The sequence below is a fragment of the Stenotrophomonas sp. STEN240 genome (assembly GCF_056756175.1).
This window is the reverse complement of sequence record NZ_JBRRBO010000068.1, coordinates 1-15,488: the sequence shown is the minus strand read 5'-3', so window position 1 is coordinate 15,488 and position 15,488 is coordinate 1. Positions and strand designations below refer to the sequence as shown.

General features: G+C 63.9%; 10 protein-coding genes. 4 read left to right on the top strand and 6 right to left on the bottom strand.

The window, feature by feature from the left end; all coding sequences use genetic code 11:
• Positions 1 to 76: 76 nt before the first annotated feature.
• On the top strand, positions 77 to 1,312 hold the full coding sequence (locus tag ACVOKO_RS18640; protein WP_346500736.1) for a multifunctional CCA addition/repair protein: 1,236 nt from the start codon (positions 77 to 79) through the stop codon (positions 1,310 to 1,312).
• A 216-nt stretch (positions 1,313 to 1,528) separates the two neighbouring features.
• On the opposite strand, the gene ACVOKO_RS18635 is transcribed toward ACVOKO_RS18640, so the two are convergent.
• From ACVOKO_RS18635 to ACVOKO_RS18610, 6 genes are all read right to left on the bottom strand, one after another.
• Positions 1,529 to 2,344: a hypothetical protein gene (locus ACVOKO_RS18635; protein ID WP_346500734.1), complete on the bottom strand. Its 816-nt coding sequence runs from the start codon at positions 2,342 to 2,344 to the stop codon at positions 1,529 to 1,531.
• Positions 2,345 to 2,715: 371 nt separating this feature from the next.
• Entirely contained in the window at positions 2,716 to 3,783 is a 1,068-nt protein-coding gene (locus ACVOKO_RS18630; protein WP_346500732.1) for an acyltransferase family protein, read from the bottom strand.
• Positions 3,784 to 3,806: 23 nt separating this feature from the next.
• Complete coding sequence (gene nagA / locus ACVOKO_RS18625; protein ID WP_346500730.1) at positions 3,807 to 4,949, bottom strand: N-acetylglucosamine-6-phosphate deacetylase; 1,143 nt, start codon at positions 4,947 to 4,949, stop codon at positions 3,807 to 3,809.
• Positions 4,949 to 5,977 carry an SIS domain-containing protein gene (locus ACVOKO_RS18620; RefSeq protein WP_346500728.1) on the bottom strand — a complete coding sequence of 343 codons (1,029 nt, stop codon included), beginning with the start codon at positions 5,975 to 5,977 and terminating at the stop codon, positions 4,949 to 4,951. The genes nagA and ACVOKO_RS18620 overlap by 1 nt, the downstream gene beginning before the upstream one ends.
• Positions 5,978 to 5,983: 6 nt before the next feature.
• Entirely contained in the window at positions 5,984 to 7,060 is a 1,077-nt protein-coding gene (locus ACVOKO_RS18615; protein ID WP_346500726.1) for a LacI family DNA-binding transcriptional regulator, read from the bottom strand.
• 43 nt (positions 7,061 to 7,103) lie between these two features.
• Complete coding sequence (locus tag ACVOKO_RS18610; RefSeq protein WP_346500724.1) at positions 7,104 to 8,393, bottom strand: sugar MFS transporter; 1,290 nt, start codon at positions 8,391 to 8,393, stop codon at positions 7,104 to 7,106.
• 368 nt (positions 8,394 to 8,761) lie between these two features.
• Between ACVOKO_RS18610 and ACVOKO_RS18605 the strand changes: the two genes are divergently transcribed.
• The 3 genes from ACVOKO_RS18605 (at position 8,762) to ACVOKO_RS18595 (ending at position 15,182) form a co-directional block, all read left to right on the top strand.
• Positions 8,762 to 9,781 carry a glucokinase family protein gene (locus ACVOKO_RS18605; protein ID WP_346500722.1) on the top strand — a complete coding sequence of 340 codons (1,020 nt, stop codon included), beginning with the start codon at positions 8,762 to 8,764 and terminating at the stop codon, positions 9,779 to 9,781.
• A gap of 89 nt (positions 9,782 to 9,870) precedes the next feature.
• Entirely contained in the window at positions 9,871 to 12,588 is a 2,718-nt protein-coding gene (locus ACVOKO_RS18600) for a TonB-dependent receptor (RefSeq protein ID WP_346500720.1), read from the top strand.
• A gap of 284 nt (positions 12,589 to 12,872) precedes the next feature.
• Positions 12,873 to 15,182 (top strand): family 20 glycosylhydrolase, encoded by a 2,310-nt coding sequence (locus tag ACVOKO_RS18595; RefSeq protein WP_346500718.1) that lies wholly within the window; start codon positions 12,873 to 12,875, stop codon positions 15,180 to 15,182.
• Positions 15,183 to 15,488: the final 306 nt, after the last annotated feature.

Sequence of the window (15,488 nt, the reverse complement as noted above, 5' to 3'; positions counted from 1 at the left end):
CCCTTCTGCCACCCCCCCCCCCCCCCCCGCCCCCCCCACTACAGGTACAACACGTCTTCCGCCTTATCATGCCTGCATGAAGACTTATCTCGTCGGCGGCGCTGTCCGCGATTCCCTGCTCGGCCAACAACCTGGCGATCGTGACTGGGTGGTGGTTGGCGCCACGCAAGTGGAAATGGAATCACTTGGCTTCAAGGCCGTAGGCAAGGATTTCCCGGTTTTCCTGCACCCGGACAGCGGTGAGGAATATGCACTGGCACGTACCGAGCGCAAATCCGGTCGCGGCTACCGCGGCTTCGTTGTCGATGCCGATCCTTCGGTGACGCTGGAAGAAGACCTGCAACGCCGTGATTTCACCATCAATGCCATTGCCCGCGACGAGGACACCGGCGAACTGGTGGATCCCTGGGGCGGTGTGCGCGATATCGAACAGCGCGTGCTGCGGCATGTCGGCCCGGCCTTCGTCGAAGACCCACTGCGGGTACTGCGTGCCGCACGATTCATGGCGCGCTTTGCGCCGCTGGGTTTCACCCTCGCCCCGGAAACCGCCGAGCTGATGCGCGAGATGGCCGCCAGCGGCGAACTGGATGCACTGGTCCCCGAACGCATCTGGCAGGAACTGCGCCGCAGCCTGACCATGAAACAACCATCAGCCTTCCTGCGCTGCCTGCACGATACCGGCGCGCTGGCTGCCATCCTGCCTGAAGTGGACGCGTTGTACGGCGTGCCACAACGCGCCGAGTTCCACCCGGAAGTGGATACCGGCGTGCACCAGGAAATGGTCAGCGACATGGCCGCGCACTTGGCGCCGGGCAATGACCTTATCGGCTTCGCCGCGCTCACCCATGACCTCGGCAAGGCGCTGACGCCGGCCGACGAACTGCCGCGTCACATCATGCATGAGCAGCGCGGCCTGAAGCCGCTCGCCGCGCTGTGTGACCGCCTCAAGATTCCGGTGGATCACCGGCTATTGGCCGAAGCGGTCTGCCGCGAGCACCTCAACGTGCATCGCATCGATGAACTGCGCGACGCCACCGTGCTGGAGCTGATCCAGCGCTGCGATGGTTTCCGCCGCCCGGAGCGCATCGCACAGATGGCCCTGGTCTGCGAGTGCGACAAACGCGGCCGGCTCGGCTTCGAGGACAGCGATTACCCGCAGCGCGCCACCCTGCAACGCCTGCATGCCGCTGCGCTGGCAATCAACGCACGCGACATCGCCACCGAAGGCCTGCAAGGCCCCGCCATTGGCGAGGCTTTGAAGAAGGCACGCATCGTCGCGATCAACAAGGCCCGTCAACACGCTGAACCTTGAACCGGTAGCCAAGCCCGCAGCCAGCGCGCCGACGTGCGCTACCGCGCAGCAGAAGTGCATGCGCGCAGTGCTCAGGCCAACGCCTTAGCCGACCACGAAGGCAACACGCGCGCGCCCGCTGAGCCAGTTGAAAGCCAATCCGGGATTCCGGCCTGAAGCATTGCGGTTACCAAAGGCATGCGGCCAACGCCGCACACCCTGCTGCCGTTGGTGTGTTCAGCGCGGCTGCAATTGACTCTGTGCTTCGTCCGCTGCCTGCGGCGTTGCTTCTACTTCCTGCTCGACGACGGCAACCGGCGGCTGCACTTCCTCCGTCGGGGTTTCCGGCGTGGCCTGCGCAACAACCGGGCTTGCGTCGCCACCACCGAAAACCTGCATCCATTGCGGCAGCAACTGGGCGAACTGCTGTGCACAGTCGGCGACGTAGCGCGCGCGGACGTCACGGACACCGGCGAAATCCCCATCCGCCCACGCCGGGTACGTCTGCACAACCGGCGTTGGCGTGCAGGTGAAGTTTCCGTACCATTCCGACCCCTTCACGAAGCCCCGCGATGGTGACCTCAGGGATATACGCGTGCTGTAGCGCAGCTCGTACGGCGTGTCTGTCTGGTCAAGCTCCTGGTACATCAGTACCCAATCACTGCCTTGCAGGTCGACGATAAGCGGCTGGTCGATCACACGCTGCGGATTGTCCGCCTGCCACTGCTGTACCTGAGCACGCAGCGCATCCTGCAGGACATCTTTGCCCGGGTTTGGGATCTCTTTCATCCGCTCGCCATGCAGCTGATTCTTGCCGAAGCCCATCGCGCCACCACCCAGCAGACCTGTCGCAATCTGCAGACCAATGGCCCGCCCGGTGTGTTCGCGCCTGACCACACGCAGCTCCGCATCGCCGTTCTGACGCCCCTTGGCACCTGCGCCGACACTGAACTCGTAATTGAATCCGGGCGCCGCCTGGGGCTTCTTGGCGTACGCGTTGGTCATGGCCAACGCCAACAGCGCCGTGCCCATCATGGCTGGATAGTGCTTCATGTCATCCCTTTCATGCTTTCAACTGATTTACCCCGCCGTGTTCCGGGCGGGATGGCAGGTTGCCAGCCGCGGATTATGCCCGTTCCGGCATGGAGGACGCACCTGAAAAAACGGCATGTGCAGGCGTCAGATAGTCAGCGATTACCCGCAGCGGGCAAACCTGCAATGCCTGCATGCCGCTGCGCTGGCAAGCACCGCACGCGACATCGCCAGTCGCTGTCGCGGCCTTGGGATATTGTGGGAGCGGTATAAGCCGCGAAGCCAACGATGCAAAGGGCACCGTTGGATTGTGCAATTGCAGCTACTGCGGTTGGCGATGTATCACCAGCTTCGCGGCTTATGCCGCTCCCACAAATCTGCGATCGGCTGACTCAGATTTTCAGATAGATCCCACGCCGGTCCATCCACGCCATCGGCAGCCACCACAGGGCGACGAAGCTCAACGCCATCGCCAGCGAGGCGAACTGTGCACCGCCCATTGGCGTCAGCCAGCGGTTGAACAGGTGTTCCCACAGCCAGTTCCAGCTGCCGGTGGCCATCATCGCCAGCACCATCGCCGACGAGCCTGCATATGCGGTGATCGCGTTGACGCCGAAGCGGCGGCCCAGTGGCGGCCATTGCCGGCAATCGACCAGGATATGCGCCAACCACAGTCCGGCGAACGCCCAGCCGCCGGTCCACAACACGTAGGACGAGGTCCACAGATTCTTGTTCAAGGGCAGCCACTGCGCCCACAGGCCGCCGGCCAGCAACAGCAGTGCGGCGGCGGGCAGCAGACGCCATGGGCGCTGCCGCAACATCGCGCCTGCGCGAAGACCCAGCAGGGTCGAGGCCAGTGCACCCAAGGTGGACACCATGCCTTCCGGATCGTGACCATGATCCGTGACCGGGTCGTACTGATACAGCAGCGCTCCAAACAAGGCCGTATCCACACGACTGCTCAGGTTGAGCCACGGCTCCAATGAGCCACCTGCCGCCAGCAGCGCGGCATAACCAGACAGCAGCACACCAATACACAACCACTGCAGCCGCGGCTTCAACCAGATCGCCGCCACGCCCGCAGCGGCGAAGCACAAACCAATACGCTGCAACACGCCCCACGGCCGGTAGTGCGGCAGCTCCAGCCACCACCAGGCCAGGAAATGCAGCAGCAGGCCCAAACCGAGAATGCGCGCGGCGCGGATCAGCACCGTGCGTGTCAGTGCGCGACGATCAGCACCCTGCTCCACCCGCGGCACCACACCCAGCGCGATGGACACGCCGACGATCACCAGGAAGAACGGAAACACCAGATCGGTCGGCGTGCAGCCGTTCCATTCCGAATGCCGCAGCGGTGCAAAGACATGACTCCAACTGCCGGGATTGTTGACCAGCAGCATGGCTGCCACGGTGATGCCACGCAGGGCATCCACCGAGGCATAACGGATGGCTTTATTCATGGGCGCTACTCTCAGGCCGAAGCTCAGTCGCGTTGACCGGCAATCCAGGTGGCCTGCACCTGCAGGTCGGTATCCAGCAGCACGAAGTCGGCCTGGTAACCGGCTGCGATCTGCCCGTAGCGATCATCCAGACCCAGGAACTGCGCCGGGTACGTCGATGCCATGCGTGCAGCTTCGGCCAGCGACAGACCCAGCAATCCAACCGTATTGCGCACGGCAGTGATCATGTCCAACGCCGAACCCGCCAAGGCACCCGCTGCGTTGCGTACCACGCCGTCAACGGCGGTGATGGTTTCGCCGTACAACTCGAACGCCGGGTTGTCCGAGCCCACCATCGGCATTGCATCGGTGACCAGGAACACTTTGCCGCGCGGCTTGGCTGCCAGCGCCACGCGCAGGCTGGCCGGGTGTACGTGCACGCCATCGACGATGACGCCGCACCAGCTGTCGGCATCTTCCAACGCCGCACCCACCGCGCCGGGGTCGCGCCCCTGCAGCGGCGACATCGCGTTGTACAGATGGGTGAAGCCGCTGATGCCGGCATCCAGACCCGCGCGGGTTTCGTCGTACGTTGCGGCGGTATGACCGGCAGCGACGATGGCGCCGTTGGCCACCATCTGCTGGATCGTTGCCAGCGGCACGCGCTCGGGTGCCAGCGTGATCAGGGTGACGCCGTTGTCCAGCGAGGTCGCCATGCGCACTTCGGCAGCATCGGGCACGCGGAACTTGCCGGCATCATGCGTGCCCTTGCGGGCGGGAGCGATGTAGGGGCCTTCCAGGTGAATACCGAGCACACCCGGCACCTTGGCCGCGATGGCTTCGCGCGTGGCCTGCACCGCACGCGCCATCACCTCGGCATCGTCGCTGATCAGGGTCGGCAGCATGCCGGTGGTGCCGTAGCGGCGATGCCCGGCCACCATCGTGCGCAATGCATCGACATCGGTCTGGTTGTTGAACAGCGCACCGCCACCACCATTGACCTGGGCGTCGATGAAACCGGGCAGCAGCCAGCCGCCGCCCAGATCCACCTGTACATCGGCGCCGGCAACGGCAGGGTCGTCGCTGGCAACGACCGCAGTGATGCGGCCGTCTTCGATCAATACCGCGACATCGTCACGGAAGTTCTCGCCGGCAAGTACCCGGCCATTGCGCAGCACGGTTTTCATCAGACGGTTTCCGTCACCTTGTTGAGGTGCGGCGGCAGATCCGGGTTGTTGCCCCGGCGCAGCGCCAGTGCGTTGATCGCGCGGTAGAAACTCTGGATGGTAAGCAGCGGCGCGCACAGCGGGTGCGGTGCACTGACGCCCGGCAGGTTGCCGCCTTCACCGGTCAGCCACACCTGCGCGCCACGCGCGGCGAACTCTTCTGCTACTGCGCGGGTGCCTGCGCCGGTTTCGTCGGGCTGGGCGAAAGCCAGCACCGGGAAGTCGCGGCCAACCAGGGCCATCGGACCATGCTTTACTTCGGCCGAGCTATAACCTTCGGCGTGCAGGCCGCAGGTTTCCTTGAACTTCAATGCCGCTTCCTGCGCGGCGGCCAGACCAGGACCACGGCCGAGCACGAACAGGTTGTGCGCGTCGACCAGACCATCGGTCACCGCGCTCCAGTCGCAGGCCCAGGCTTCGGTCATCGCGGCCGGCAAGGCATCCAGCGCAGCGATCAGGGCCGGATCATTCTTCCAGTACGCGCCCAGCTGCAGAATCGCCGCCAGCGAGGCGAGGTAGCTCTTGGTCGCAGCGACGCTGCGTTCGACGCCAGCACCCAGCGGAATGACGGTGTCGGCCAGCAGTGCCAACGGTGAATCTTCCACGTTGACCAGCGCCACCACGCGCGCGCCGGCAGCCTTGGCAGCCTCGGCATTGCGCAGCAGGTCCGGGCTCTTGCCCGACTGCGAGATCACGATGTACAGCGCGCCGCGCAGCTGCAGCGGCGCTTCGTATACCGAGCCCACCGACGGCGACGCCGAAGCAGTCACCAGGCCGAGCTGGGTCTCGAACAGATACTTGGCATAGGTTGCCGCGTGATCGGAACTGCCACGGGCGCAGGTGACAACGAACGGCGGCGGGTTCTGGCGCAGGTCTGCGGCCAGGGCCTGCACCACGTCGCTATTGCGTGCGAACTGGGCGGCGATGACAGAGGCGCTTTGTGCGGCCTCGTTGAACATCAGGGTTTCGGTTTCACTGGGCAGTGCCATGGATCGTTACTCGGAGAGGTCGGGGGGAGATGAAGGAGGTCGCGACGGTTGCTGACGCAGCGGCGCGGTTGAGCCGCGCACCACCAGCTGCGGTACGAAGCCCTGGTTCTGCAGCTGTGCCGGGCTGTCTTCGTAGGCATCGGTGCGCAGCTGGCTGATCAGCAAGCGCGCGGCATGCCGGGCGATGTCGCCGGTAGCCTGCTTGGCGGTGGTCAGCGCCGGCCACGACTGGCGCGAGAACGGGCTGTCCTCGAAACCGGCGATGGACAGGTCATACGGCACGTTCAAGCCGGCCGAATTGGCCGCAGCCAGCACGCCGGCAGCGATTTCGTCATTGGAGCCGAAGATGGCGGTGGGCGGTTCGCGCAGCGCCAGCAGGCGGCGCGCACCACGGAAACCATCATCGAAGGTGTAGTCGCCCGGGATCACCAGGTGCTTGTCCAGCGGGATGCCGTAGTCCTTCAGCGCCGCTTCGTAGCCGGCGTAACGCTCGCCGCTGGAGCGGTGCGAGGTGCCGCCCCACAGGAAACCGATGCGCTGGTGCCCCAACTGGATCAGATGCTCGGTGATTTCATAGGCGGCATCACGGTCGTCAACGAACACGCAGGGACCATCGCCCGGGTCTTCGGTGGCGGCAATGATGCGCACGGTCTTGATGCCACGCGCGTTGAGCGAGGCCACCAGTTCCGGCCGTTCGGACATCGGTGCGGTCAGCACCAGCCCGGCCAGACGCGAGCGCTGTACCCAATCAGCCAACTCCTCGGCCAGCATCGGCGAGGTTGAATCGCAGGGATGGATCTGCAGGCCGAAACCGGTCTCGCGGCAGGCCGACAGCACGCCGTTCTGTACCCCGATGATGTGGTACGGATTGGGGTTGTCGTACACCAGCCCGATCACGAAGGTGGTGTTGCTGCGCAGGTTGCGCGCCGAAGGATCCGGTTCGTAGTCCAGCTCGGCCACCGCCCGCAATACGCGCGCGCGGGTGGCCTGCATCACCGAGGGCTCATTGTTGATTACCCGCGAGACGGTCTTCAAAGAGACCTTGGCACGCTCGGCGACATCCTTGATGGTGGGTCTACGCATTACCGGTTCCCGCGTTGGCTCGATTGCCGCCATGATGCTTGATTCAGGCGCCACGTGCCTTGCCCGCGTTATGACCTACGGTGCCGAAGTACAGGATGTACAGGTAGCAGGGGATCATCAGTGCCGCGAACACCAGCTGGAAGTGCTCCGGGTAGGCGTGCTTGAGCAGGGCGAAGGCCTGCGGGATGATCGCGCCACCGGCAATACCCATCACCAGCAGGGCCGAGCCGGTCTGGGTGAAGCGCCCCAGTCCACGGATCGCCAGCGGGAAGATGGCCGGCCACATCATGGCGTTGGCAAAACCCAAGGCAGCGACGAAACCCACCGAAACATAGCCATGGGTGAAGTACGCGCCCAGGGTAAACAGCACGCCCAGCACCGCTGACACCGCCAGGTATTTTTCCTGCGAGATGAAGCGCGGGATCACCAGCAGGCCGATCACGTAACCGACCAGCATCGCAAACAGGGTGTACGAGGTGAACAGCTTGGTCTGGTCCAGCGGCAGGCCGAAGGCATTGCCATAGGTGCCGATGGCATCACCGGCCATCACTTCCACGCCCACGTAGACGAACAGACACATCACGCCCAGCCACAGGTGCGGGAACTGGAAGATGCTGCGCTTGGCCGCCTTGCCGTCATTGACGGTGGCATTGGCCTGGTCCGGCTGCACTTCCGGCAGCGGCGAGAACAGCACGCCAACCGCCACCAGCAGCAGCACACCGGCAATCACCATGTAAGGGGTATGGATCTTGGCGGCGAAGGCATTGAGCAGATCGGCCTTGGTAGCGGCGTCCGCGGCCTGTACCTGGGTTTCCAGATCACCGATGCCGTGCAGCACGAAGGTGCCGATGATCACCGGGGCGAGGATGCCGGCGATCTTGTTGCAGATACCCATCAGCGCGATGCGCTGGGCGGCACCCTCGATCGGGCCAAGGATGCTGATATACGGGTTGACTGCGGTCTGCAGCAGGGCCATGCCGCTGCCGATCACGAACAGGCCGCCGAGTGCACCGCCAAACCAGCGGCGGGTAGCGAACTCACCAAATGCCATCGCGCCGACGGCCATCACCGCCAGGCTCAAGGCCAGGCCTTTCTTCATGCCGGTACGGCTGAGTATCCACGACGCCGGCAAGGCCAGGAAGAAGTAGGACAGGTAGAACACCATCAGCACGAGGAACGCCGAGACCTCGTTTACGTCGAAGGCCAGCTTGACGAAGGTGATCAACGGGCCGTTGATCCAGGTACAGAAGCCGATGATGAAGAAGAGTACGCCGACGATGGCGATGGACGACGCCATGCTGGTACGCGGCGGCGAGTCGGGAACAGCAGACATGGGCAAAGCTCCTGCGGATGCGGGAGACGGATCGAGCCGTCCGGCGATTACGTGGGAACAACGTTGTCACATTTATTGTTTGTTGCGGACAGGTTTGTCAACAACACACGCTCAGCGATCCAATCCGGCGGACTATCAGAAATGTCCGAGGAGCCCGGAAGAATCAGGCTTTCTGCGAAAAACCCCGTAAGTTAAGCCACTACACGCTATCGGATGCAACAAATGAAAGCGCCGTAGGGTTTGCGCAGACGCGCTGCGATGCAGCATCGAAAGTTTCAATTATTCGTTGACATCGTTGTCAGAACGATTACAGACTCGCCCCCGAATGGTGCCCCTCCGGGCGCTCCGCCTCGCCATAGGGAACCCGAGTGACCGCTGTCGTCCCCCCACTACAGACCACCCGCCTTGACCCCGCCAGCCGGCCGTTTTTCGCTGCTGACGTGGGCGGCACCCATGTCCGCGTCGGTCTGATCCAGGCGGCAGCAGCAAACGATCCAGCCATCGACGTACTGTCCTATCGCAAGTACCGGTGCGCGGACTACCCCAGTCTCAGCGCGATCCTGTCCGACTTCGCCAGCCACAACCCGCCGGTGGAGCATTGCGTGATTGCCACCGCCGGCTATGCGTTGGCCGACGGCACGGTGATCTCGGCCAACCTGCCGTGGCCGCTGTCATCCAGCCGCATCCGCGAGGAACTCGGTTTTGCCGGCGTGCACCTGGTCAACGATTTCGAGGCCGTGGCGCATGCCGCCGGCCATATCAATGCCAGCCAGGTACTGCAGCTGACCGGCCCGGCCGAAGCCGAACGTGGGCCGACGCTGGTGATCGGCCCGGGCACCGGCCTGGGTGCGGCGGTATGGATCCCGGTCGGCAACCGGTCGGTGGTGTTGGCCACCGAAGCCGGCCAGGCCTCGCTGGCAGCCACCACCGAACTGGAAATGGCGGTGCTGCAGCAGATGCTGCAGGACCGTCCGCACGTCTCCATCGAACAGGCCCTGTCCGGCCCCGGCCTGCTCAATCTGTACAACGCGCTGTGCGCGGTGCGCGGTGTCGCGCCGGTGCACACCACGCCCGACGCGGTGAGCGCGGCGGCCTGCGATGGCAGCGACCCGCTGGCCGTGGAAACCCTGCAGCTGTTCTGCGGGATCCTCGGCTCGACCATCGGCGACATGGCCCTGCTCTACGGCGTGCAGGGCGGCATCTATCTGGCCGGCGGCATCCTGCCGAAGATCAGCCAATTCCTTTTGAACAGCACCTTCGTCGAACGCTTCCTCAACAAGGGGCCGATGCGCAAGGCGTTGCAAAGCATTCCCGTGAAGCTGGTAGAGCACGGGCAACTGGGCGTCATCGGCGCCGCCAGTTGGTATCTGGAAAAGTCGGCCACGTAGCCGTCAGCAGCATAAGCAACAGATCCACCAGCAGGACCGTAGTCAAGCGGCACTCCGTGCCAAACCATCAGATGTTGAGGAGAGACAACATGCATCGCAAGACAATGCTTTCGGCAGCCATCGTCAGCTGCCTCGCCTTCAGCGCACATGCGCAGGAAGCCGCAAAAACCGCCACCGACCTGGACACCGTGACCGTTACCGGCATCCGTGGCTCGATGGAAAAATCACTGGACACCAAGCGCGAAGCCAATGCCCGCGTTGAAGTGGTCACCGCTGAAGACGTCGGCAAGCTGCCGGCGCACAACGTTGCCGACACCCTGCAGCGCCTGCCGGGCGTCAACATCAGCTCGTCCTCTGCCGATGAAGGCGGCTTCGACGAAGCCGACCGCGTCAGCCTGCGCGGCACCAGCCCGAGCCTGACCCAGACCCTGATCAACGGCCACACCGTTGGTTCCGCAGACTGGTTCGTTCTGTCCCAGGCCGGCAACGTCGGCCGCAGCGTCAGCTACTCGCTGCTGCCGTCGGAGCTGGTCAGCTCGGTGGAAGTGAACAAGTCCTCGCAGGCCAAGCTGATGGACGGTGGCACCACCGGTACCATCAACATCATCACCCGCAAGCCGCTGGAGTTCTCCAAGCAGTTCACCGCCGAAGCATCCATCGGTGCAGTGCGCTCGGACCAGGCCAAATCCAACGACCCGCAGCTGTCTGCCCTGTTCAACTACAAGAACGACGACGGCACCTTCGGCGTGATGGTCCAGGGCTTCAGCCAGAAGCGTGAGCTGCGCCGTGAAGCCCAGGAGTTCCCGGGCGGTTGGTTCAAGATGGGCCGCAATAGCGATGGCACTGTCAACGCCCTGGGCCAGAGCAATCCTGACCTGGTCGACGTGTGGGCCCCGAGCCTGCTTGGCTCGACGCTGTTCGAACAGACCCGCGAGCGCAAGGGCGGCCTGGTCGAGATCCAGTTCAAGCCCAGCGATGACCTGACCCTTGGCGTGAGCGGCTTCAGCTCCAAGCTCGACGCCAACAACTACAACCGCAACTTCATGCTGTGGGGCGGCAACTTCGCCAATTCGCAGGCACCGCAGCCCGGTTATGTGGTCAAGGACGGCGTGCTCACCGACGTCACCTACGCGGGCGTGCCGGGCACCAACTACGGTGTCTACGACATGATCTACCGCGAGTCGTCGGCCAAGACCAACTACATCACCTTCGACGCGGATTGGCAGATCAATGACAGCCTGTCTTCGAAGTTCCAGGCAGGCAGCACCAAGGGCGAAGGCAAGACCGCCCGCCAGTACATCGCCGAGGTCACCCTCGCCAATGGCGGCGGCGCCAGCTGGACCACCCACGGCAAAGGCTCGCCAACCGATTGGAGCCTGGGCGGCGACCTGAGCCCGGCCGGCGTCACCAGCTTCGGCACCTGGGGCAACCAGCAGATCATCGCCGAGGACAAGGAGAAGTGGGCAACGCTCGACTTCAACCAGTACATGGATACCGGCATGCTGAGCTCGCTGGACTTCGGCCTGCGCTATGCCAAGCACAGCCGTGAAGCCATGTCGCCGGAAGGCGCCAGCCCGGGCGATATCTGGTCGGAGCTGCAGAACGGTGCCACCGCCAACTACCCGAGCGGCTTCGCCAGCGGCATCGGTGGCAACTTCCCGCGCAACCTGTGGTACTACACCCCGGGCGCGCTGAAGAACGCCATCACCAACAACTCCACCTGGCTGTCCAACGACGACGGCCCGAACGGCCGCCGCAACTACGGCTCGGAATGGAAGGTCGAAGAGAAGAACCTGGCTGCTTACATCCAGGCCAACTTCACCGGCGAGAACTGGGCCGGTAACGTTGGCCTGCGTTATGTCAGCATCAAGCAGGACATCATGAGCTACCGCGCGGTGTCCGATATCGCCAATGCGGACGTGAGCAGCTTGTTTGCCCAGGGCCCGGGCCCGGTGTGCGGCTGGGCCTGCCCGGTTTGGGGCGGCTGGAACATCGTAAACAACAGCAACTCCGACCGCCGCCTGCTGCCCAGCGCGAACTTCAAGTTCGACCTGGCTGAGAACCTGGTGTTCCGCGTCGCCGCGTCGCAGACCCAGACCCTGCCGGACTACTCGGCACTGGGTGCCTCGGCATCCGGCTCCGATCTGGACAAGACCGGTTCGGCCGGCAACCCGAACCTGAAGCCGGTGGTCTCCACCAACTTCGACGCCAACCTGGAGTGGTACTTCATGCCGCGCGGCCTGCTGTCGTTCGGCGCGTTCTCGATGAACATGAAGGACTACGTGGCCTACGGCACCGAGAAGCAGATGCTGTTCAGCGAGCTCACCGGCCAGCTGGAGCAGTACGAGATCTCGCTGCCGACCAACGCCAACGCGCAGGTGCAGGGCTTCGAAGTGGCTTACCAGCAGCCGATCGGCGAGAACTTCGGCATCGACGCCAACTACACCTACTCCGATGGCAGCACGTCGCACACCTGGGCAGACGGTAGCAATGCTCTGCTCGGCAACTCGAAGGACACCTACAACGTGGGTGCCTACTTCGAGAACGACACCTTCGGTGCCCGCGTCGGCTACACCTACCGTTCGTCGTTCCTGATCGGTCTGTCCTCGGTGAATCCGTACTACCAGGATTCCTTCGGCACCGTGGCGGTCTCGCTGAACTACAAGGCCACCGATTGGCTGAGCTTCAGCCTGGACGCGCTGAACCTCAACGACCCGACCTACAAGTACTACCAGAGCTCGGCCATTCCGGTTGCGTTCTACAACAACGGTCGTCAGTACTACTTCAACGCTCGCTTCAAGTTCTGATCCATCCCGGCACGCAACATCACCGGATAGCGTGACCCGCCGGGCCTGGATCATTCCGGGCCCGGTTTTTTTTGCCTTCATGTAATACCGAGCCATGTCAGGCAATGCCCTCGCCGTTGTAGTGCCGAGCCATGCTCGGCAAAGCACGCATTGCCAAACGAAACCAATGCCGAGCATGGCTCGGCACTACAGAAAGCCACAGCTTTGCCGAGCACGGCTCGGCACTACACAAGATCGATGCGGCGCTACACACTGCCGCCCAAGCACAAACAGGAGCTCCGCCCATGACGAAGTCCTTCCACAAGCGCAGCCGCGCGCCGTGGCTCAGCAGTTGCGTATTGCTGGGCATGTCCGCCCTGCAGGTACAGGCCGCCGACACCACCTCCGCCCCTTCGCTTGTCCCCCTGCCCGCCAGCTACCAGGCTGATGGCGGCAAGGACTTCGTGTTGAGCAGCTCCGCCCGCGTCGGCGGCAACGACGAGGCCGCGCGCCGCGCCGCCGCGCAGTTCGTGACCCTGCTCAAGCAGAATGGCGGCCCAGCCCTGGCCGTTGCCGACAGCGCAGGCAAGGCGCAGATCCGTTTCCGCCTGGATCCTTCCGCGACCAACACCGCCGAAGGCTATGCACTGAAGGTTTCCAACACCGGCATCGATATCAGCGCCGGTGATGACGTCGGCCTGTTCTACGGTGCGGTCACCGCCGCGCAGCTGCTCACCGGCAATACACCCGGCCAGGTTGCCGCCGCCACCATCGCCGATACCCCGCGCTTCCCCTGGCGTGGCTTCATGCTGGACTCGGCACGCCACTTCCAGAGCATGGACGAGATCAAGAAGCTGCTTGATGCGATGGCGCAGCACAAGCTCAATACCTTCCACTGGCATCTCACCGATGACCAGGGCTGGCGCATGGAGATCAAGCGTTACCCGAAGCTGACCGAAGCGGGCAGCTGCCGCGTGCCGCTGGGTGATGCCGGCCGCAACGCTGCCACCGGCGAGGCGCGCCAGTACTGCGGCTACTACACGCAGGAACAGATCCGCGAAATCATCGCCTATGCTGCCGAGCGCCATATCCAGGTGATCCCGGAGATCGATGTGCCCGGCCATGCCACCGCCGCCATCGTCGCCTATCCGGAGCTGGGCACCACCGATCAGAAGCTGGTCATCGACAACCAGTGGGGCGTGTTCCCGAACCTGTTCAACACCGAGGAAAGCACCTTCCAGTTCCTGGAAAACGTGCTGGAAGAAGTGATTGAGATGTTCCCGTCCAAGTACGTGCATGTTGGCGGCGATGAAGCGGTCAAGGACCAGTGGATCGCCTCCAAGCGCGTGCAGGAGCGCATGCGTGAGCTGGGCGCCAAGGATGAAATGGAAATGCAGAGCCACATCATCAAGCGCCTGGAGAAATTCCTGGAGCAGCATGATCGTCGCCTGATCGGCTGGGATGAAATCCTCGAAGGCGGCCTGCCACCGGAAGCGACGGTGATGTCCTGGCGCGGCACCGAAGGCGGGCTCAAGGCCGCCAGCGAAGGCCACGACGTGGTGATGTCGCCGGTCACCCACATGTACATGGACTACCTGCAGACCGAGTCGCCGAACGAGCCGCCGGGCCGCCCGACCACCATTACCCTGCAGAAGACCTACGAGTTCGAACCGGTGCCGGCCGAACTTGCTGCCGACAAGCGCTCGCACATCCTTGGCCTGCAGGCCAATATGTTCAACGAGCACACCCGCAACGACCAGAACCTGGAACACAACCTGTTCCCGCGCCTGGCCGCAGTGGCTGAAACCGGCTGGAGCCCGCAGAACAAGCGTAACTTCAGCAACTTCCTGCAGCGCCTGCCGCGCCAGCTGCAGCGCTACCAGGCGATGAACATCGCCTATGCGAAGACGCCGTTCCAGGTGGACATGCAGGACAAGGGCGAGCACCGCACGGGCGCCGTACAGGTGAGCTTGAACAATCCGCTCGGTTACCCGGTGCATTACACGCTGGACGGCAGCGCGGTCAGCGCCAATTCGCCGCTGTACGCACAGCCGCTGCAGCTGAAGGTGCCGGTGCAGGTACAGACCGCGGCGTTCTACGATGGCAAGCCGCTGGCTGCCGCCACTACCTTCAAGCTGGATGCTGCCTCGCTGCTGGTCCGTGAGGACACCCAGCTCGGCCTGTGCCCGAATGGCGGCAAGCTGCTGCTGCGCCTGGAAGACGACGGCCCGGCCGAAGGCGAGCGCGAAGTGTTCAACGTCAACATCTTCAACCCGTGCTGGTTGTGGAGCGACGTGGATCTTTCGGACATCACCCGCATCAAGGTGCGTGCCGGGCGTATTCCGTACAACTTCCAGCTGGCGCACGATGAGCCGTCGCGCAAGTTCGCGCCGGCGCGTACTGCACACGGCGAAATGGAGATCCTGGCCAACTGCGACGGCAAGCCGCTGGCCTCGGTGCCGCTGCCGGCCGAGCCGAATGCCGACGGATTCCTGGAGCTGGACGCCGCCATCAGCGCCCCGGCAAGCCGCGGCGACCTGTGCGTACGCTTCACCGGCGACACCCGCCCCAACATGTGGACGCTGGACTGGATCAAGCTCGAGCCAGCCAAGTAATCCACACCGCAACTGATGTAACCAGAGGGCCACCGCATGCGGTGGCCTTCTGCTATGCGGCGTTTGTAGCCGTTGTGGGGTTGCGGGTTGCGCGGTTGTGGATTGTAGGAGCGGCGTAAGCCGCGAAGCCGGACATAGAGCAGCTGACGCGATGCCAGGCTCGCGCTCTAGCCCGAATGCCGCCCTTTGCCAGCGGCAAGGATGGAAAGCCCTGCAGCTTCATTGTTGTCAGCTTCGCGGCTTACGCCGCTCCTACAAAGTTGGCTGGCTTATGCCGCCACGGGGCTTCGAGAGCTGTAGGAGCGG

Bases quoted from the DNA above. Each gene is read 5' to 3' on its own strand.
- ACVOKO_RS18640 (WP_346500736.1), top strand. From the start codon at position 77: ATGAAGACTTATCTCGTCGGCGGCGCTGTCCGCGATTCCCTGCTCGGC.
- ACVOKO_RS18635 (WP_346500734.1), bottom strand. From the start codon at position 2,344: ATGAAGCACTATCCAGCCATGATGGGCACGGCGCTGTTGGCGTTGGCC.
- ACVOKO_RS18630 (WP_346500732.1), bottom strand. From the start codon at position 3,783: ATGAATAAAGCCATCCGTTATGCCTCGGTGGATGCCCTGCGTGGCATC.
- nagA (WP_346500730.1), bottom strand. From the start codon at position 4,949: ATGAAAACCGTGCTGCGCAATGGCCGGGTACTTGCCGGCGAGAACTTC.
- ACVOKO_RS18620 (WP_346500728.1), bottom strand. From the start codon at position 5,977: ATGGCACTGCCCAGTGAAACCGAAACCCTGATGTTCAACGAGGCCGCA.
- ACVOKO_RS18615 (WP_346500726.1), bottom strand. From the start codon at position 7,060: ATGCGTAGACCCACCATCAAGGATGTCGCCGAGCGTGCCAAGGTCTCT.
- ACVOKO_RS18610 (WP_346500724.1), bottom strand. From the start codon at position 8,393: ATGTCTGCTGTTCCCGACTCGCCGCCGCGTACCAGCATGGCGTCGTCC.
- ACVOKO_RS18600 (WP_346500720.1), top strand. From the start codon at position 9,871: ATGCATCGCAAGACAATGCTTTCGGCAGCCATCGTCAGCTGCCTCGCC.
- ACVOKO_RS18595 (WP_346500718.1), top strand. From the start codon at position 12,873: ATGACGAAGTCCTTCCACAAGCGCAGCCGCGCGCCGTGGCTCAGCAGT.